General features: G+C 60.5%; 18 protein-coding genes. 7 read left to right on the top strand and 11 right to left on the bottom strand.

Annotated features, from left to right (window positions below):
- Positions 1 to 96: 96 nt before the first annotated feature.
- Complete coding sequence (locus tag VGG64_05960; GenBank protein ID HEY1599126.1) at positions 97 to 1,056, bottom strand: alpha/beta hydrolase; 960 nt, start codon at positions 1,054 to 1,056, stop codon at positions 97 to 99.
- A gap of 358 nt (positions 1,057 to 1,414) precedes the next feature.
- On the opposite strand from VGG64_05960, the gene VGG64_05955 reads away from it, so the two are divergent.
- The 5 genes from VGG64_05955 to VGG64_05935 all read left to right on the top strand — a co-directional run bounded on the left by VGG64_05955 (position 1,415) and on the right by VGG64_05935 (position 5,261).
- The gene (locus tag VGG64_05955) at positions 1,415 to 1,750 is read left to right on the top strand and encodes a DUF1805 domain-containing protein (GenBank protein HEY1599125.1); all 336 of its coding nucleotides are present in this window, start codon (positions 1,415 to 1,417) and stop codon (positions 1,748 to 1,750) included.
- Between the two features lie 138 nt (positions 1,751 to 1,888).
- On the top strand, positions 1,889 to 2,863 hold the full coding sequence (locus VGG64_05950; GenBank protein HEY1599124.1) for a dihydrodipicolinate synthase family protein: 975 nt from the start codon (positions 1,889 to 1,891) through the stop codon (positions 2,861 to 2,863).
- Between the two features lie 72 nt (positions 2,864 to 2,935).
- Complete coding sequence (locus VGG64_05945) at positions 2,936 to 3,769, top strand: enoyl-CoA hydratase (protein HEY1599123.1); 834 nt, start codon at positions 2,936 to 2,938, stop codon at positions 3,767 to 3,769.
- 26 nt (positions 3,770 to 3,795) lie between these two features.
- Positions 3,796 to 4,617: a class II aldolase/adducin family protein gene (locus tag VGG64_05940; protein HEY1599122.1), complete on the top strand. Its 822-nt coding sequence runs from the start codon at positions 3,796 to 3,798 to the stop codon at positions 4,615 to 4,617.
- A gap of 32 nt (positions 4,618 to 4,649) precedes the next feature.
- Positions 4,650 to 5,261 carry a hypothetical protein gene (locus tag VGG64_05935; GenBank protein HEY1599121.1) on the top strand — a complete coding sequence of 204 codons (612 nt, stop codon included), beginning with the start codon at positions 4,650 to 4,652 and terminating at the stop codon, positions 5,259 to 5,261.
- A gap of 43 nt (positions 5,262 to 5,304) precedes the next feature.
- On the opposite strand, the gene purE is transcribed toward VGG64_05935, so the two are convergent.
- On the bottom strand, positions 5,305 to 5,799 hold the full coding sequence (gene purE / locus VGG64_05930) for a 5-(carboxyamino)imidazole ribonucleotide mutase (protein HEY1599120.1): 495 nt from the start codon (positions 5,797 to 5,799) through the stop codon (positions 5,305 to 5,307).
- 183 nt (positions 5,800 to 5,982) lie between these two features.
- On the opposite strand from purE, the gene rfbD reads away from it, so the two are divergent.
- On the top strand, positions 5,983 to 6,963 hold the full coding sequence (gene rfbD / locus VGG64_05925) for a dTDP-4-dehydrorhamnose reductase (GenBank protein HEY1599119.1): 981 nt from the start codon (positions 5,983 to 5,985) through the stop codon (positions 6,961 to 6,963).
- Positions 6,964 to 6,976: 13 nt separating this feature from the next.
- Here rfbD and VGG64_05920 read toward each other — a convergent pair whose 3' ends face one another.
- The 7 genes from VGG64_05920 to VGG64_05890 form a co-directional block, all read right to left on the bottom strand.
- A complete protein-coding gene (locus VGG64_05920; protein HEY1599118.1) occupies positions 6,977 to 8,242 on the bottom strand; it encodes a PQQ-binding-like beta-propeller repeat protein in 1,266 nt (421 codons plus the stop codon).
- 52 nt (positions 8,243 to 8,294) lie between these two features.
- Entirely contained in the window at positions 8,295 to 8,849 is a 555-nt protein-coding gene (locus tag VGG64_05915) for a hypothetical protein (protein ID HEY1599117.1), read from the bottom strand.
- A 77-nt stretch (positions 8,850 to 8,926) separates the two neighbouring features.
- Complete coding sequence (locus tag VGG64_05910) at positions 8,927 to 9,871, bottom strand: ThuA domain-containing protein (protein HEY1599116.1); 945 nt, start codon at positions 9,869 to 9,871, stop codon at positions 8,927 to 8,929.
- Positions 9,872 to 10,159: 288 nt separating this feature from the next.
- Positions 10,160 to 11,581, bottom strand: coding sequence for a polysaccharide biosynthesis/export family protein (locus tag VGG64_05905; GenBank protein ID HEY1599115.1), 1,422 nt, complete (start codon positions 11,579 to 11,581; stop codon positions 10,160 to 10,162).
- 42 nt (positions 11,582 to 11,623) lie between these two features.
- Entirely contained in the window at positions 11,624 to 14,431 is a 2,808-nt protein-coding gene (locus tag VGG64_05900; protein HEY1599114.1) for a hypothetical protein, read from the bottom strand.
- A 341-nt stretch (positions 14,432 to 14,772) separates the two neighbouring features.
- Positions 14,773 to 15,687, bottom strand: coding sequence for a haloalkane dehalogenase (locus VGG64_05895; GenBank protein HEY1599113.1), 915 nt, complete (start codon positions 15,685 to 15,687; stop codon positions 14,773 to 14,775).
- A 115-nt stretch (positions 15,688 to 15,802) separates the two neighbouring features.
- Positions 15,803 to 16,825, bottom strand: coding sequence for an NADP-dependent oxidoreductase (locus VGG64_05890; protein ID HEY1599112.1), 1,023 nt, complete (start codon positions 16,823 to 16,825; stop codon positions 15,803 to 15,805).
- A gap of 156 nt (positions 16,826 to 16,981) precedes the next feature.
- Between VGG64_05890 and VGG64_05885 the strand changes: the two genes are divergently transcribed.
- A complete protein-coding gene (locus VGG64_05885) occupies positions 16,982 to 17,938 on the top strand; it encodes a GNAT family N-acetyltransferase (protein HEY1599111.1) in 957 nt (318 codons plus the stop codon).
- Here VGG64_05885 and VGG64_05880 read toward each other — a convergent pair whose 3' ends face one another.
- Positions 17,939 to 18,643 (bottom strand): methyltransferase domain-containing protein, encoded by a 705-nt coding sequence (locus VGG64_05880; protein HEY1599110.1) that lies wholly within the window; start codon positions 18,641 to 18,643, stop codon positions 17,939 to 17,941.
- A 26-nt stretch (positions 18,644 to 18,669) separates the two neighbouring features.
- Positions 18,670 to 18,984 carry a hypothetical protein gene (locus VGG64_05875; protein HEY1599109.1) on the bottom strand — a complete coding sequence of 105 codons (315 nt, stop codon included), beginning with the start codon at positions 18,982 to 18,984 and terminating at the stop codon, positions 18,670 to 18,672.
- Between the last annotated feature and the right edge of the window lie 661 nt (positions 18,985 to 19,645).

Below are 19,645 nucleotides of genomic sequence, written 5' to 3'. Positions count from 1 at the left end.
TGCCGGTATTTGCCTGCTGGCCTGGACGGCCAAACGCCAAAACCTGGGCGCGCGTAAATACACGACTATGGCGCGCGGGCAATGTGCCGGGTTTGCCTACTTCGGCAGGTGCGTGTCGAACCAGTCGGCGACTTCCTTGACCTCTTCATGAATCGTGGGCCACGGATGTCCGCCTCCGGGCTTGACGATCAGTTCGGCCGCAACACCTTCCTTCTTCAGAGCCTCGATCAGTACTTCGGACTGCTGTAAGGGAACCAGCGGATCAGCGTCGCCGTGATATACCAAGAGCGGCGGAAACCGGCTCGATACGTTCAAGGCCGGCGAAATTTTCTTGATCTGTTCGTAGACTTCTTCGTTCTTCTGCGTCGTGATCCCGCCGGTGAACAACAGGTTGCCGATCATCCGCGACGTTCCGCCGGGATTGTCTGGGCTGACCTTTTGCTTTCCCCAATTGGTGAAGTCGGTCGGCGGGAAGAACACCGACACGGCTTTCACTCGCGTGCTGGGACGCTTCAGCGGATCGCGGTCGTCCGGGTTTCCGTCAGCGGCCGTGGCCGCACAGAGACAAGCCAAATGGCCCCCGGCAGATGCGCCCGTCAGGCCCAGACAGTCGGGATCGATCTTGTACTCTTCGGCATGGGCTTTGACCCAGCGGATGCCTTGGTTCAAGTTGTCCAGCATCTCGAGCGCCGTGAAACGATTGCGCGAGCCTGGCCGCACTGCGAACACGGTGTAACCGCGGCCGCAGAACGTATCGAACATGCGGGCACGTTTATGGTCATTGATCTTGCCGCGATCGGAAAACCATGCACCGCTGGCGACGTCGACAATGCCTAAACCGTTGGCCTTGCCCGTGGGTGTGAAGATATCCATCAACAAGCCCACGCCGTCGATGTCACCGAAGACCACGTCCTGGTGCTGGACGTAAGGGCTTTCCTTCTTCGCGGGTGCATCCGTAACCGCGGTGGCGCCGGCAGCATCGTCGGCAGCGCGGGCGGAAACAGAAAGAAGTACCGGCAATGCGCAAAGCAAGGGAATGAGGACCAATCGTTTCACGGTAGTTACTCCTGCGGGGCGCGGAAGGTGGGTATCACGGTCCAATGGCCCCACTACTTTGGGGTCGCTATGGCAATCCGTGACAGGATTTAGCGGCAAAGCGACATTTTCATCCACGGGACGCCTGCCGTCAAACTCTTCTCGCCTTCTTCGGGCGCCGGCCAGTAGATCTTCGCCAGACCGCGAGATCGATCACGCGGGGCGTGGCGGCCAGCCATTGCCAGCCTTTCTGTTTCCACCAGGTTGGGTCTGTTTTCTAGTCGTGCGGCTTGCAGCCGCTGGTCGGCGCGGCTACCAAGACTAATGTCGACGGTCCGAGACGTCTTCCGGGGGTATATTGAAATAGGAACTAATTCACATGACCACAACCACGTTGCCAACGGCACGTAACGACACGCTCCAGACGCCCCATGGCGCGGTCCTGGGGACCAGCTTTCGCTGGCCGGGCGGCCAATATTGTGCCATCCATACGAGCCGTGGAATGGTCGGCTGTGGCATTTACGACGTCGACATTGCCGGCGAATTCGGCATGGTCGTAGCCATCGCTCGGGGCACTCCGGCCAAGCCTTTGTGCGAGCCAGAAGACCTTTACGAGGCCAAGATCGTGGAGGTCAGCGAGCCAGCACGCAAATTAGGTATTCAGCCGGGCATGACCGGCCTCGAGGCCCTCGCGAAGCTGCTAGCGGCCGGTTAGACTCGACGCACGAAAGATGCCAATCGCAAATACCATGACGAATGACGAGTCGCTGGACATGGCCAAGCCATTGTCTCGCGCAATGCAGCTCATCGTTCCAATGTCCCCAATCTTCATTTCCCACCTGTAAGCCACGCTATGAAACCATCACCCGTTCGTCTGATTGCCGCACCGTATACGCCGTTTGGGCGTAATGGCGAGTTGGCCCTCAACGTGATTACCGAACAGGCCGACCTGTTCGCGCACAACGGACTCGCCGGCGCGTTCATATGCGGTACGACGGGGGAAAGCATGTCGCTCACGATGGACGAGCGACGCCTGCTGACCGAAACCTGGATCAAGGCCGTCGCGGGGCGATTTGCCGTGATCGTTCACGTCGGTCACACGTGCCAACGTGACTGCATCGCGCTGGCCGAGCATGCCGCGGCACATGGCGCGTCAGCGATTGCGGCGATGGCCCCTTGCTTCGCCAAGCCGGCCGACGCCGAAATGCTCGCAGATTTCTGCGTCCCGATCGCCGCGGCAGCGCCGGACCTGCCATTTTACTACTATCACATCCCTGGCATGACCGGCGTGAACATGTCGATGGCGCATTTCATGCAGGTCGCCGGCCGACAGATTCCGAATTTGGTAGGGTTGAAATACAGTCACGACGATCTCGTCGATCTGGCGGCTTGCGTGGCGCTCGACGATGGGCGGTTCGAGATTCTGTTTGGCAAGGACGAAATCCTCTTGGCAGCCCTGTCCTTGGGCGTGCGTGGGGCGGTCGGTAGTACGTACAATTTCATGGCGCCGCTTTATCACCGCGTTATTCACGCCTTCGATACGGGTGACATGGCCACGGCCCGGCGCGAGCAGATGAGGGCCGTCGAATTGGTGAGAGCGTTGCTTCGCTTCGGACCCGCCTTCATGGCGGCCGGCAAGAGTGTGATGTCGCGGCTAGGAGTCGAATGTGGACCAGTGCGTCCGCCGCTACGGCCATTATCGCCCGAGCAAGCCACGATACTGGACGAACAGCTCACGCGACTTGGATTTGACGACTACTGCGCCAAGAGCACTTCGGCACCACCTCGAAAAGCGGCCAAAACGGCCCGCGCTTTTAGCGCGAGTTGAAAGATGTTCATTGACGTCGGGCCGGATGCCGTGGCCACTGGCAACAGAGCGGCCAGGGAGGAAGACCGAACGATGGAAAAGCAATCTTCCACGACATCTTCTGATACCGTGTCGGTCGCAGCGGCTGCCGTCAGCGAGTCGCCACTCGTCAAGTGCGACCGTAAAGATCAGATCGCGATCCTAACGCTTGCCAATCCAGCACGCCGCAACGCGCTGGGTCGCAAATTGCTTCGACAACTGCGCGATCAACTGCGTACGATCGGATCCGACCGCACGATCAAATGCGTGGTGTTGCAGGCTGAAGGACCGGTATTCAGCTCGGGCCACGATCTACGCGAGATCGCTACCGCGGACGAGGCCGAGGCTGTGTCGCTTTTCGCTCTCTGCACGGAAGTCATGGAAGCGATCCGGCTTTTACCGCAGCCGGTGATTGCACAGGTACAAGGAATCGCCACCGCGGCGGGCTGCCAATTGGCCGCCACCTGCGATTTGGTCGTCGCGGCCGAGGAAGCGACGTTCGCCACTCCGGGCGTGAAGATCGGCCTGTTCTGCTCCACCCCTGCGGTCGCCTTGGCGAGAGCCGTGGCGACAAAGAAGGCCGTCGAGATGCTGCTCACAGGGGCGCCTATTACCGCCGCCGAGGCCGCGCGGATCGGGCTCGTGAATCGCGTCGTGCCGGCGGATCAACTTGAGGAAACGACCAACGCACTGGCCAGGCAGATTGTGTCCGCGAGCGGCGCGACGTTGGCACTGGGCAAGCGGGCGTTCTATGAACAGTTGCCGCTGGATCGACCGCAAGCGTATGAAGTAGCCGAGCGTGCGATGGTCGAAAACGCGCAAATGCCGGATGCCAAAGAAGGAATTGCCGCGTTCCTGGAAAAACGCCGACCCGAGTGGCAAAGCTGACTCATGCACGCACAGGGAGACATTCTATGATCAACACGGATCCTACCACGATCGTTCGCAATAAGACCATTAGCGACGGTGCCGAAAAGGAACGAATCCTCGAGATCGCCAATACGCCGGAAGCTCGGCAGCAACGTGTGAAGCTGGCCGCCGCGTATCGCATTCTGGCGCGACTAGGATTGGACGACGGGCTGGCTGGCCATATCAGTCTACGCGTACCCGGAGCACCGGATTACTTTTGGGTTAATCCGTTCGGCAAACTATTCAGCGAAGTTACAGCCGAGAACCTGGTACTGGTGAATGACAAGGGCGAGATCATCGACGGCTGGCCGATGATCAATCAGGCGGGGTTTTGCATCCACGCCGCGATTCATCACGCCCGACCCGATGTGCATTGCGCCGTCCACACGCATCCGCCGGCAGGTTCGGCGTATAGCGCACTGGCGATTCTGCTCGACCCACTGGATCAGACCGGCTGCTCGTTTTTCGAGGATCACGCCGTGTACGTCGAGTACACAGGCATCGTGTTGGACGAGCGGCAATCGCAGGACATCGTGTCGGCGTTGGGAGACAAACGGGCATTGATCCTGGCCAACCATGGACTGCTGACCACGGGCGGATCAGTCGAGCAGGCTTTGTTGGACATGATTGACATGGAGCGGACCTGCGCGGTGAACTTGCGGGCCATGGCTACCGGACGTCCGCTACAGGTCGTGCCGCCCGAGGTTGCCCGGCAAAGCCGCTCGGTATTGACGCAGCCCATGCGCTATCCGTTTCAGTGGGAAGCCGTGGTGCGGCAGCTCAATCGCCACGAGACCGATTACGATCCTTGGCGAAACGATTCCTAATTAGCGGATGGTGCGCGCAGGGGGCGACCAGAATGCTGCATGCCGACTTGCAACCATTTCGCAAGACGCATTACATAGGGCGCATCAATCGCGCATTCAAACCGGTTGCCAGGGAGCTGAAAAAAGCGGGCGCATCCGCGCTCTCTCTGGACCTTGTTTCCAACAAAGATGCGTCGCCCCTCAGAGATCTGCTCACGATTCGTTGGAGCTACGACGCCAATCAATGGTTGCGAGCACGTGCGACGGCCTGCGATTTTCAGTTCGTCCTGACGCTTCCCTTTCGGAACGGCGTCACGCTTCCCTACGCGCTGGAAATCTATCTGGATTCGCGGGCGCCGGTGCGCGCAAGCCTGGGAGCATGGTGGAACAAGCGCGGAAGATGGTTCACCGATCCGCCAAGCCGAAAGTCGGCGCGACGGCTGCAAGCGCTCCGCTTGCCAGGCGTGGGATGGGTCCACGCTTCCGGCGGGTTCAAGCACTCCCTGCAAAGCGGCGGAGCGATCCTACCTGCGGATACCTCGGGCGAGACGAATCGCTGGATTGTGCAGTCGGCATATCAGGGATTTCTGATCCGCGTCGGACCGCGTGTCGTCAAGTACCTACGCGCCGCGGCGCGCCTGCAGAACTTGCTTAACGCGTGGTAAATCCTGCGCTGCAGGATTTGTTCAAAGGTTGCCGCGGTAACCTCTACGGCAGCGTTTCGCTCAACACTTTCTTGGCCTGGTCGGCGCGAAACTTGCGAAGCTTTTCGACCAAAGGAGGCCGGCTCGTGGCCAGGATGCTGACGGACAGCAAGGCCGCGTTCGTGACGCCGGGCTTGCCAATCGCCAATGTGCCAACGGGAATGCCGGCCGGCATCTGCACGATGGCCAACAGCGAATCGAGCCCATTGAGCGACGTGCTGGGGATGGGCACGCCGAGCACCGGCCGCACTGTGTGCGCCGCCACAACCCCCGCCAAATGGGCCGCTCCGCCGGCCGCGGCGATCCAAACTTCCACGCCGCGTGATTCAGCGTCGGCGATGTAGCTCCGCAATTCGTCGGGTGTGCGGTGCGCCGAGAGTACGCGGCTTTCGTGTGCCACGTCAAACGTGTTCAATGTCTCGTCCGCATGCCGCATCAATTCCCAATCGGATTTACTCCCCATCACAATGGCCACTAGCGGTCGTTCGGCTGCATGCATTTTCGCTATCCTTTCATCACGATTTATGGCGCGCGGCCGAGTATGGCATATTCCTCGGTGCTGGCAAGGGGGCCGGCACGTCGATGCGTCGCAATTTGGCCTGGACGGCGCGTAACGCGGTTTGCGACAAATACCCTTTTCCGATCGGCATGAACGCAACGCTGGCGAGAGTGCATCGTAGCCATGTCCGCTAATCCAATGTCGCAGCGAATCCTCATCATCGGGTCGACAGGCCAAGTCGGCCGCGAGTTGCTGGCCGCGCTCGCGCCTTTGGGCAGCGTTATTGCCACGGCTCGGGCGCCCGAGCTTACGCGCGGCGTCACGCCTTGCCGAGCGTTGGATGTTACCGATCTAGAGGCCGTCCGCGCCACGGTGCGCGAGGTCAGTCCCACGGTGATCGTCAACGCGGCGGCTTACACCGCCGTGGACCGCGCCGAGACCGAAACCGAACTGGCCACGATAATCAACGCGATTGTGCCCGGAATATTGGCCGATGAGGCACGGCAGCTGGGTTGCGCGCTGGTGCATTATTCGACTGACTATGTCTTCGACGGCAGTGGTACGCGCCCCTGGCGAGAAAATGACACGCCGCACCCTCTGGGTGCTTACGGACGCACAAAACTCGCCGGCGAAGCCGCGGTGCGGGCTGCGGGCGCTGCGCACGTAATCTTGCGCGTTTCCTGGATCTACGCCGCGCATGGCCAGAACTTCGTCAAAACAATGCTAAAGCTGGCAGCCGACAGGACAGAACTGCGAGTGGTCGCGGATCAGTGCGGCGCACCGACGCCCGCCTCACTTGTCGCTTCGGCTACAGCGCACATCCTCAAGCAAAGCGCTCTCCAACACGGTGCTGGTTCACCGGCGGACGCCTTTCGCGAGCGAGGCGGAACGTACCACGTTCCTTGCGCCGGCGAGACCAACTGGCACGAATTTGCTGAAGAGATTTTTCGACAGGCGCGAATTCACAACGTGCCGCTCAAAATCGAGCGTGTGCTGCCGATCGCAACCGCCGATTATCCCACGCCCGCGCAGCGGCCCCATAATTCTCGACTGGACGGAACCCGGGCCTTCGAGCAATTCGGCCTGAGGCTTCCTGATTGGCGTGCCGCGCTCGCGGCAGAATTTCCTGCCATCGCGGCGTCGTTTCGTGGAGGCGCTGCGTAGCGGTTGAACGCTACTACGGAGCGGCCCCCGACACGTCGGCTGCCGACTGCTCGATACGGTAGAGGTGCGTGTCGGTCCGTAGATAGATCGCGCGACCCGCCACGGCGGGCGAAGCCATGATTCGCCCCGGGAGCCGGTTGCGGGCGACTTCTTTCAGCTCGGCGCTGGCCTCGGTGACCGTCGTCTCGCCTTCCTCGGAAAAAAAATAGACATTGCCAGCCGCCGAGATCGGGCTGGCCGAGAAGTTGCCTCCCAAGCGCGACTTGAAGCGTTCCTTGCCCGTCTGCACTTCCAGACACGTGAGCACTCCTTGATCGCTTACCATATACAGATTCTGGTCGACGACAACAGGCGAAGGGTTCGCTGGCACCTGGTTCTTCACGCGCCAAACGATGTGCGACTCGGTGACGTCCCCCGCGCCGTCCGGCCGTATGGCCCACAGTTGCGGCTTCATATAACCCGTGTCCAGAATCACGAGGCCGCCTGCGAACAGTGGGCGCGGCACGTTGGAAAAGCCCTCGAAATCGACGTACCACAACTCGGCACCGGTCGCGGCGTCGTAGGCACTGGCCCGATCCGCACCGACGCTGACGATTTGCTTGCGCCCGGCGACATCGATCGCGAGCGGAGTGGAATAGGCCTTTCGCAGGTCGGGATCGGCATTCTTGCGCCCCGATCGTTCGGCTTTCCAAACGATGCTTCCTGTGCGTTTATCCAGAGCGACAACATATTGCACATCCATGCCGTCGCAATTTACGACAAGCAGATTGCCCACCAGAATCGGGGAACTGCCGGGACCTTCCTTGTGGTCCAACTTCAATTCGTTATTGGTCCACAGGATCTTACCGCTACGGCTATCAAGGCAGGCGGTTCCATATGTCCCAAAGTGAACCCACACGCGGTCGCCTTCGATGACCGGCGTGGGCGAGGCATAGCTGTTCTTGGCGTTAATCTTTGCCGGCTCGTCGATGTTGAACACATGCTCGTCATGCACGATGCGGCCCGACGCGCGGTCGATGCAAAGGGCGTGCAGCGAACGACCGTCGTCGAGTGCTGTGGTGAGCCAGATGCGATCCCCGTCGACTACAGGAGAAGACCATCCGCGTCCGGCAATGGCCGTCTTCCAGGTGACGTTCTCGTCGTCGCTCCAGGTCACCGGCAAACCGACAGCATCCGCATGCCCTTGCCCGTCCGGCCCACGAAATTGCGGCCACGATTCGCCCGCCCAAGACGGTGCAGGCATGAACAAGAGCATCAGGAAAAGTAGGTGGCGCTGCACGCGTCAAAACTCCAGGCAAAGGCGGGAACACGGGCGGAGCAGGCAGGCCTCCCTAGCATAACGGCAGGGTGCCCAGCGTGCCAACGGTTGCCGGAGCGAGATGCAAAGCACCGACAATCAAGATGGACGAAACAGCCGGTTGAGAATCGACCGCAGCTTTTTCGGATTTAGGCAGGTCAAGCAAGTACGCTGTAACAAACATGCTAGACAGCAGGAACAGGAACGTCAGTCCGCACATGATGATCACGCTGAGCCAGCCCAGGGGCTCGTAGCGACGAATCCAAACCCGCCAGTACAGCAGAAGGCCGGCGACAAGCATCGTTGTAAAAGGAGCCCCCAAACCCAAGCGCCAAGCCCAAGCATCGAACGCAGCAAGCGTCACGAATGCGAAGATCGAAGCCGTACCAAATTGCAGTCGCGGCGAACGTCGTTCGCGCACGTACAGCAGTAAATAGGCCGTTAGTAGCAATAGAACAGCGGCCTGAAATGCCCACTGAATGGCCTCCGGCAAACGGCCATCCAGGAGGATGGTCACCACCGCATCCGCCATCAGCACGACTACTACGGCAAAAAGTGCAAGTCTTCTCGCTGGCTTGACGCGCTGCATGCGTAGCCCTTTGCAATGCGCAAGGAGCGGTTAGCGTGAGATGGCTAGAACTGCTGGTGTTCTTTACCCTACGTCCGCTATTTCTTTCCCTTCGGATCGAGATTCTTCTTCAGATCCTCGCGCGCCACCATCGAGGGGACACCGTCGGCTGGTACGTCGCCGTGGGCCGCCCATACGAGCGCGTTGAGAATGAGCTTGCGGAAATAGTCGTCACCCCAATTGATGTGAAAGTGACCACCGGTGAACCCGAAACCGCGGCCGCCGTCAGGACGCTCGACGGCCCATGCCAGGACCTCCTCACGCCCCGGATGCTCCTTGGCGGCCGGAGTTCCGCGCACGCCGTCAGGCGGCGTGGCACTGACGATGGGAATGACCCCCTCCATCTCAGGACGGAACCGCATGTTGAAGTACCATTCGTCGCGAATCGAGAAGGGCTTCACTCCGCGCGTGATGGGATGTTCCGGCAGGCTCTTGATTTGCGCCACCCAGTGCGGGTTGATCGAATAGCCGGTCTCGTAGTAGCCGCCGATCCAATCGATCAGTTCCGGACCGCCGCGGTCTTTGGGCACTTCGACGGCGTAATGCACGCACACCAGGCCGACGCCGCGCGCGACCAAAGCCCGCATCTGCGCCAGGTTCGCCTCACGAATCAAAGGATGGCCGGACCCGCCATCCATATAGAGCATGACGGCATCGGCGTCGTCGAGCACCTTGGGCTCTTTGGGCCAGCCGTTCAGATACGCGTCGCAGTGAATTCCCGGCACCTGATCCAAGCACTGCTTCAGCAGTTGTACGCCGGCATTGAACTCGTGATCACCGCGTCCGTGGCTGGGTGTGCCGGCGACGAGGACGATTTTCTTGTCCTTTGCCTGCGCGGATTGGCCGGCCGAAAGGCCGAGCATGATCGCAACCGCGGCCAAACCGGCAAAGCAGGCGCGAAGGCAAGCCAGAGTTGCCCCCCTCTGCCCTACTGTCGAAGTCTGCTGTAAATCTGGCACGAATAACAATTGATCTGTGTTCATTCCAAGTTGTCCGTTCGAAGAAGGGCAAAGTTGATCGCGAGGGTCACTCTCCCGGGCACTGTGTCGGCCAGCCAGGCCGGACCGTCTGCCGGGAAAGCGGTTGCTATCTTACAGCGCAACGCGGCGAGAATGAACCAGCCTGCGGCCGGGCACCGGTGCAAGAATGCGGAGCCACGAATGGAAATCGGCCAGCCGCGTCAAGCGATGTTCAAAGAATGCAAGCCGGCGTAGGGCCGCAATACGTCGAAGCTGCCGGTCCCTCGCTGATGAAACCGCCTGCTAGGCGCGTTAGTGGGCCCCCGACACGCCACCGACGTTTGTCAGACCCTGGAAGACGGTGTACTGGAACGGAATCACGCCGTAGAGGCCGCGGGTGAAGACCAGTTCGATGGCGTCGTCGACGACCTTGATGGGCCGTTTCGGCACGACGATGATGTCGGAGTCGCGTAACCAGATTTCGTCTGCGGGGCAGGGCTTCTTGCCGAACAAAGGCAAGTGTATCTCGAGCACCGTGGCCATCAGTTGCCAGCAATCGTCGCGGCGAAAAACGACCACGTGGGCCAGGTTACCGCCCAGCTTCCAGCCGCCGGCCAGTGCGATCGACTGCATCGCGGTCGTCGGAGCAACCAGCTCGTACCGGCCCGGTTGAGTTACCTCGCCCACTACGTAGATATAGCGCGGCGCACGGCTATTCAACAGCGGCGTCACGTCAAACCCGTTGACTAACACCTTGTAGCGAGTGTCGATCTCGCGCTTCAGTTCCGAGAGCGTCAATCCCTGGGCTGGCACAGAGCCGATGCCGGGCAGTTGAATCGTCCCTTCAGGCGTGACCCGCACTTCGCGTTGTTGACCGCCAAAGCCTTGGCGGGCGTCGATCGTGGCACGCAATTCTTCCAGCTTCGAGTTGAGCTTGGTCGGCGTTACCGTAATCGATGGCTCGCGGACGAATCGCTGGTATTGATCCTCTAAGTCCTTCCGCACATCGTCGATCGTCCGACCAGCCACGCGCACCTGCCCCAGCAACCGCAGCGTAATGGTGCCGTCCGGCTGAATGATGACGCTGCGGTCCAAATCGGCATTGGTGAGCGATTCGACCTGCAGCACGTCCCCCACGGTCAATTCATAAGCCTGCTCTGTCGGCACCGTCGTCAGGCGGAATAGCAATAGGATGTGATCATCGACGCGAAGTCGGTATTCCGGCACGTGCCGCAGACGATGGGGGCCAATGTATTCACCTTGGGCAAAAATTTGCCAGGGAATCGGCCGCATGGCCTTCCAATTCAATTCGTAGCACTCGCCACCCGGTTGGCACTTCACGCCGCAGCGATAGTTGGGCACCGGGGGACAATCATTTTCACTTGGCCACGCCGCAACCGGCGCCGCGCCCGCGCCGTATTGACCGGCAGCGGCATCGTAGCCGTAGGGGCCGTTGTTGAGGACTTTCATGTCGTCGTCTTCAGGTAACGGCGCGATCTTTGGTGGTGCAACGGGCTCGCCCGTGGGCGCGGGATTCGCGTTGTTGAACGGCTGCGCCGTCGGCGTCTCGTCGGCAAACATGATCCGGCCTGCCACCTTTACGGCGGGCTTGGGCGCGGGGACCGAGGCGGGCTGTTGGGCAATCGCGCAGTTGGCGCTTGCCAGGATCAGCATGACGAGCCGGCCGGCCTGGATTACGGCGCGGCAAACTGCGATTTTCCGAATCCCTGTCACGTTTCTGTTCCCTTGCACGCTTGCTGTCCCTGAGACGTCACATTAGCGCCGCTGCAGCTGCTGGCCGCCGGTTTGTTGCGCCGTATTGCTGTTGCTGTTGCTGTTACTGGAAAATGCGGCGGTGACCTTGGTCTTAAGCCAGTTCAACGGATATTCGTCGGCCCGGGCCTGGGTCACGGGTTGCTGCCCGGCGGGCTGCTGGGTCTGCTGTTGTGGCGGCTGCATTTGCGGCGGCGCACCCTGGCGCGGTGCCCCGGCCACAGACTGCTCTGCCGCCCGTGGTTGTGGTACCGACATGTCGCCGGCTTCGGGCCCGCCCGAGGCGCGGACAAAAGTCTCGGTATCGACGAAGTTCACCATCGGCCGGTCGCCGCCGCCCACCGTGTTGGTTTGCTTAGCCTGGCGAGCCAACTCGTATCGTCCCCAAGCATTTTTCGCGGCGTTCATGTCTCCCAGCGATTCATACGACACGGCCAGATTCCGCCAGCTCTCTAGCTGCGGCGAAACGCAGACGCTCTGCAAAAACGCGGCTTGTGCTTCGGGCCATTGGCCATAGCGGGCCAACAAAACTCCCAGCTCGTTAGCAGCGGCGTAATTCGTCCCATCGATGGCCAGGGCCGCCTGGTGCAGGGCAATGGCTTTCGGTCCGCACATCATCTTTTTCATGTCGTTGCCCGTGCCCAGAACGGATTGCAGCCGAGCCAGCCCGTACAACGCGGCGGCGGCGGTCGGCTCATGCCCTCCGGCGACCCCCAGCTGATATTGTCCGTACGTGTAATATTCCTGCATCGCCACCAATAGCGGCATCTGGTTCGTATCTGTCCGCTTCAACACCGGAGTCTGATGGGTAGTGACAATTTGTGAAATATTCGGCTCGATCGCATCTCGCGGCACGAAGTCGTCGGCCTCACGAAAGGCCCGCATGGCCGTCCGCATGGCGTCGCTGTGGATGTGAGTGTGTTCGGCTGCATCCATGGCTTGTGCGACGAGGAGCAAGGCCTCGTTGAACTCGGTCTCGGACGAGAAAATGGCTCCTCGTTCCGCCAGGTTGAACCCGTAGTCGATGTGTTCCTGGGCACGCTGAGCCACCACCATCAAATAGGGCGGCCGTGCCGGCGGGACATTTGCCAGCGGCATCGGAACGGGTGCCGGGGCGAAACCCGGCTGCTGCATCGCTGGCGGCCGCTGTGCTTGAACCTGCTGTCGGACAGGAGCAGGCGGCGTGGCAGCCGGCATCATCGTGCGGCGCGATGGGTCGACCGCGGGAGGTGCCAATACCATCACGTTCTTCTGGGTAACGCTCGGCGGAACCGGCTTTGGGTCGACGACGGGCACAGGCTGCGCGGCGACCGCAGGAACGGGAGGCGGTGGTGACGCGGGTTTGGCCGCCACCTGCGGGGCTTGCTTCGCAGCCGGTGCAGGCACCGGTTGCGCATCCCGTGACGCGACTGCGGCACGAGGTGTCGGCGGCATGGCCCACGGTGCAACCGGTTGCGGCGGCACCTGTCGCATGCGCATTCCCCGCTCGGAAACAGGTGCCGATGCCACGGGCCGCTGCGGCATCGGTGTTGCCGGTCTGACCGTGGGCGACGTAATCGTCGGCGCCGGTGTCACGGCAGACGCCATCGTTGGCGCGGCACTTTCCGCGACAAACTGTTCGGATCGCGGTTGTTGCAAGTTAGGAGTCACGATCGGGTCCGTCGTCGGCTCACTCGGGGCGGAGTTGCTGTTCGCCGAGATCGGTGTTCCCCCTGAATTTGGAAGCACCATCCGTACACTGGTGTCGTCAGGGACAACGGACGAATCATTATTCGCCGAGTAACGATCTGCTGAATCGATATTCGCGGCATCCGTGTCCACCACCTCACTCGCACCGTCACGCGTGGACTCAGGCGCGGCACTGACAACCGGCGGGCGATTGTTGTTAGGCGTGCCACGGACACCGCGAGGCGCCTGGCCCGACGTCGGATTCTTTGCCGTGCTGCGCGAGATGCGCGGGAGGCCAATGCCAAAGCCGCGAGGCAATGCGGGAGGCGCGAATAACTCGTTTGATTTCGCCGGAGCCGCGTCATTTTTTACCGGGGCGCGCTGCGCGGCGACCGTCTCGTTCATGCTCACGTACGGCTCGGGCGTGGACAGATCGGCAACGTCTTCGCGCCGAGAAGCCGCCCCGCCTACGTCGACCGCTGGCTGCCCTTCGTCTGCCTGTTCGGTGGAATCCCCTGTCGAATCCCCTGCGGCATCCTCGTCGGTATCAGATCCGAGAACGGAAAGGTCCGAAAGCTTCTGTCGTTGTACAGCGCGAACGACTGGCGTTGCGGGTGCAGGAGAAGGCTCAACGTTTACGGCGTCCGTGGTGGCTGGTGGCGCAATCGTGGGATCAGCAACGGCCGGTTGCGCAACCACTGGTTGAGTAACGACTCGGACCGTGGGTGCTGCCGGAGACGCAGCGAGCGCCTCGGCACCGTAGTTGCCGTCCTGGGCACTGCCCGAAATGACAATCGGCGCTGTCGCGGGAACGGACCGCACGGCACGTTGCGCAATTTTCACGACGGGCCGATTCTGAGCCGACGGTAGCGTGGCTGATTCGACGGAAGCGACGCGCACCGAATTGCCTGTCGCCTCTTCGTTCCATGCCACTGGCTGCCATACCGATGCCTTGGCGGAGCCTACGTGCGGCGACTGCGGCCCGTTGTCCGTTACGACGCTCGACGCGGGAGCAGTTTGCAAGCCGAACGCCGGCGCCCGTGTTCCATCGACACGGCGCATGGCAATTCCCACTACCAGGGTCGCCGACCCGGCGGCCGCCACCAACAGCAATGGCAGGCAGTTTTGGCGCAATCGTGTCATGCTGGTCACAACTTGAGTAAATTGCGAACGAGTTTAACGGCCACCATCCTCAAACCGAGGTTGGCGGGTGTTGCTTAGAATCGTCGCCCGAAACCCGTTCCATGAGCGCAAAGCCCATAAACCAGACCATGCGGTGAGCGGGTGCCCGCAAAGTTTTTCCAAATGCCGCAGACTAAATCGCGGGACTGCTAGCATTGCAGGGCGCGCACTTACCGGCATGGGCAAGACAAGGCGACGAGATAGACTTTGCCGGCCAGTGGGAATCTCGCAAGCGATGAATTCCGTCTTGCTGCACGCCGTATCGTGCCGACGGTCACGTGGCTGTGTACCCGAGACGAGATCTAGCCTGTTACGGGGCGGCGGGCAAGGAATTGCCGAATGTGGTCAGCGATCTCTTCGCCTTTATCTTCCTGAAGAAAATGCGCGGCATCGCGGATTGTGACTGCCGGCTCGTCTTTGGCCGAGGGAATTGTACGGCGAAAAAACTCGTCGCCGCCAGCCGTGATCGGATCGCTGTCCGAAAACATGACGAGCGCCGGCTTGGTCCACTGACGAAGCGCCTCGCGCGTGCGCTTCATGGCAGGTACGGCCTCGTCCCCCGGTGCGACCGGTACCAACAACGGGAATTGTGCCGCGCCCGCTTTATACGTTGCATCGGGATAGGGTGCCTCATACGCCGCGAGAATCTCGGCAGAGGGGTTCGATTTGGTCGCCCCCTTGATCACGAAGCCAATGGGCAGGTCTAGCGTGCGCTCGGCGAATCCACGCCAAGCGGCGAACGCGGCGGCGCTTTTTTTCGCCGCTTCGGTCTGCGGCGGATCACCGGTTGGCAGGCCCGTGTTCATGATCACAAGCCGCGCAAATCGATCTGGCATTTCGGTGGCGATGGGCAGACCAAGCAATCCTCCCCAATCCTGGCATACGAGCGTGATGCGCCTCAGATCAAGCGCCTCGATGAATCCCACCACCGCGTCATGGTGCATGGCGTAGGTGTATGCCGATCGTTCGGCGGGCTTGTCAGAGCGACCAAAGCCCACCAGGTCGGGCGCAACCACCCTGTGTTCGAGCGCCAGAATCGGCACCATCTTGCGGTACAGATAGCACCACGATGGCTCGCCGTGAAGGCAGAGGATCGGGTCGCCTGTTCCTTCGTCGAGATAGTGCATCCGCAGGCCGTTGACTTCTACATAATGTGGCGCGAAGTCAAAACCCGGTAGGTTTTCAAATCGTTCGTCAGGCGTGCGGAGGGTTTTCATGATGACTTTTATTGCGAGAGGGTTGGGCACTTGGTGCGAAATCGATGCTAGAAAAAAAAGGGCACGAGATAGACAACGCCGCACTGCCTTCGCCGCCGAGTTGTAAACTTTTTATCTATGCCGCTTCATCAGACACCTTCACCAGCAGCTTGCCGAAGTTCTTTCCTTGCATCAGTCCCAGAAAAGCCTGCGGAGCGTTAGCCAGACCTTCGACGATGTCTTCGCGGTATTTGATCTTACCCTCGCGAATCCAATGGGCGATCGCACGCGTCGCTTCGGGGTAACGATCGCGATAATCGAACACCAGAAAACCTTGCATGCGGGCCCGGTTAACGAGCAACATCCGGCCTGGCCGCGGTCCGACGGCGGGCTGCTCGAGATTGTATTCCGCAATCATTCCGCAGACGGCAATCCGCGCGCGGGTATTAATGTGCCGCAGCACGGCGTCCAGAATCTCGCCGCCGACATTTTCGAAATAGACGTCAATTCCTTGAGGGCAGGCATGCTTCAGCGCGGCCGCAACATCGGGAACTGCGCGGTAATCGACGGCGGCGTCGAAGCCCAGTTCGTCGCGAATGTAGGCCGCCTTGTCCTTCGATCCGACAATACCCACCACGCGGCAGCCCGCGATCTTGGCGATCTGCCCGACGACCGCTCCGACAGCGCCCGACGCCGCCGAGACGACAACAGTTTCGCCAGGTTTGGGCTGTCCGACATCTAATAGACCAAAGTAGGCTGTCATGCCGGGCATCCCGAGGACGCCGAGCGCGGTGGAAATTGGACCGAGCCGCGAGTCGACCTTGCTGACCCCCTCGCCTCGCGACAGAGCATATTCTTGCCAGCAGAAATTGCCGACGACGATATCCCCTACGGCAAACCCTGAATGCCGCGAGGCCTCGACACGCCCGACAGCACCCCCGACGATGACCTCGCCGATTTCGACATTGGCGGCATAGCTTTTGGCCGTGCTCATGCGGCCGCGCATGTAGGGATCGAGCGACAAGTAAATCACGCGGACCAGGAATTGCCCCTCGCGGGGCTCCTCGATGGGTCGCTCCTCAAGTCGAAAATCTGTCTCCTTGGGAAAGCCGGCAGGCCGCGCGGCTAACACAATGCGGTGATTGAGCACAAGCGTCACGCCGGCGTCTCCTTGATAACCGCGCCACAACCTGTGGCAGGGGGATTCCGCGACATCGAAATGCGCATCACAATCTAGCCGACCTCCGGACGTCTGCAAACGGATCCCCAGAAAAACGCGACATTACAACGCAATTCCCACGACAATCGGAACTCGATGACACAATTCCTCGACATTCATCTGGCAAATGACGACGAAAGACGCGCGGCGCATGAGAACTGCCACGATGTGTGGTCGCAAGGGCTGCCCTTAGCAGCCCATGTGGCGCACCGTGAGTGCTCGGCGCTACATCAAAGTGCCCGTTGGGTCGTAGGTTGCCTTGATGGGCGCGTCGTCGCGGCGCTGGCTAGCCATCCCCTGCGTTTTCGATGGCATGGCCGCTCCTATCCAGGGATTGGCATCGCCTCGGTCCACACACTGCGCGAGATCCGTGGCCTAGGGTTCGCGCAACGCATGATTCGCTGGATCGAGCCGTTCGAACGACAACACGGCGCCCGCTTGAGCGTGCTGTTTTGCGATATCGATCCTCGCTATTATGCGCGGTTGGGCTACACACTCTGCCCATCACATCGCGGTTGGGCATCGACAGCGAGCATCGATCTTCCGCACGTCGGTAACGATGGCTGGCGACTGCAACCCGCCGAGACGACAGGAACATTCGCCGCACAGATTGCAGCTTTTGCCGAGATTTACAATTCGGATCATGCGCGCAGGGCATTCTCCGTCGAGCGCACGACAGACTACTGGCAGCATCTTGCCGACCGATTGCCGGAAGCCGAGCGATTTTGGTTCGTCTCGCCAGCCGGCGATCGCTGTGGCTACGTCTGGTTGCGAACCGAGACCCGAGATGTAGTGATCGACGATCACGCGGTGCGCGACGGGGTCGATGCTAACCGATCAAAACTGTTGCGCGCCGTCGTCGAATTGGCGGCCCAGCGTGGGCTGGCCCGGGCCGGCGGATGGCTGCCTGCAGTTCCGTTAACGGACGGGCTCTTTGGCCTGGAACCCCGCACGACTGAGATCACGATGCTCAAATCGCTCGACGAGGCTGTTGTGCTCGACCAGGCCGCAATCGCAGCCTGCGATTGGTTGCAGGAGATCGACCACGTGTAATCAGGTCGCGGGCTTGGTTAGCCAGACTTCCAGGCTGATATCTTCGGCGCAGATTCGACACGATCCAAACCGGCTCTCGCGTGCCATGCGTTGGAAATCTTCTTGACGATAGGCACGCTTAAGCAGCATGTGCCGGAAGACGAACCGAGTAATCGCGGAATTCAATGCCCCGATCTGCATCGCGTTCACATGCACGTTGATATCCGCCATGGATGCATCTTTGGCCAGATCGACGATCAACGCCCTGCCGCCCGGCTTGAGAACGCGATACATCTCGTCCAAGGCCTGGACGGGTTGGGCAAAGTTCTTAAAAGCCGCACGACAGATGATGAAATCAAACGCGTCATCGTCCAGCGGCATGGTCGCCGCATCGCCGTGATGAAAGACGACCTCTGCTCCGGCGTCTTTCGCGTTCTGTGTGGCGATCTCGATGAATGATCGGCTGATGTCCAAGCCCGTAACATGGCAGTCGCCGATCTGGGCCAGGTCGATTGCGAGATAGCCCGGGCCCGGTGCAACCTCCAGCACATTGCCGCCGCGCGGAACCTGGGCGTGCACCATTTCGGCAGCCTTGCGAAACTCGTCACGGTTTCGACCCGTGATCTTGGCGTACCAGCGGGCCATCATTCCTTCCAATGGCAGGCCCTTATAGCCTTTTTTGCCAGAAGGCATCCTGTTTGCGCCAGGCTGGCTAATCGTACTCATTGCGTTTCCTACCGCTGAGACGTGGCTTATGCCCCTGTGACAGATTTGTCGATCGCTCCGACCTCGACCTGGAATTTGCCCATGCCTACGCGAACACCCTGGTTGCCGGCCAATGCTAGGCGCGCGGCCTCGTCATCGCTGCGGGCTTCGAGAACGATCTTGATGTCAGCGGCTGACATGCCCCGGTTCAGCATGTCTTGCCTGAGCGAGGCATCGATCTCGGCCTGATGCGTTTGCCGCAGGTAGTCCGTGATAAAGACGATTGCCACGCAGGCCACGATGACAACCGCCACCAGGACACACAACGCCAGCCACGGATTGCTGATGAAGAGCTGCAACATATGGTTTCTCCGAATATGTAGGGAATTCGCCCGACGGCCCCGATTATTTGAGCATAGGAACTTTATTCAGGATTTCGATCCGAGCGGCTGTAACCCTCGCAAAACTGACGCCTCAGGGGGTATCTTGCCGCAAATCAACGACCCCCGCCGACTGGCGACACCCCCCAGGCTAGGGAAAAGGGGCCATGATGCCAGGACCGACCAACCATGCGAAAAATATTTCCATTTTCTTCCTGAAAAGGCGACACCTCGTCCGGGCTGTGGTTATTATATCTGCATGGGGTATTTGCCCCGTCTGAACTATTGCCGCACCCGCGACGTGAATTGCTAATGCTTTCTAGCTGAGAATCGCACTTGCCCTTGGACCACGGTCCGAAGGCTCCCGCCGCTTAACAGTGGCATTCTTTCGCGATTCTCATCAGGCCCACTTTCCCGACGAACTAGCTGCGTTTTCGGCTTGCGCCTAAGTACGCGTTACGCCTGACCGCATGCAGCACAGTTTCGTTGTTGCGAAAGCCTGTGCCTGGCATCACCTCAAAAAAACCAAAGCCGGCGAGTCTACACAGGCGCCGGTTTAACGAATATCGCGCTCGCGGCACGGAAATCGAGCGAAATGTAAACAGCATGACGCAAAACTTAATGGCACTGCATCAGGGAATTA

The sequence above is a fragment of the Pirellulales bacterium genome, assembly GCA_036490175.1.
Classification (GTDB): Bacteria; Planctomycetota; Planctomycetia; order Pirellulales; family JACPPG01; genus JACPPG01.
This window is presented reverse-complemented; position numbering and strand designations above follow the sequence as displayed.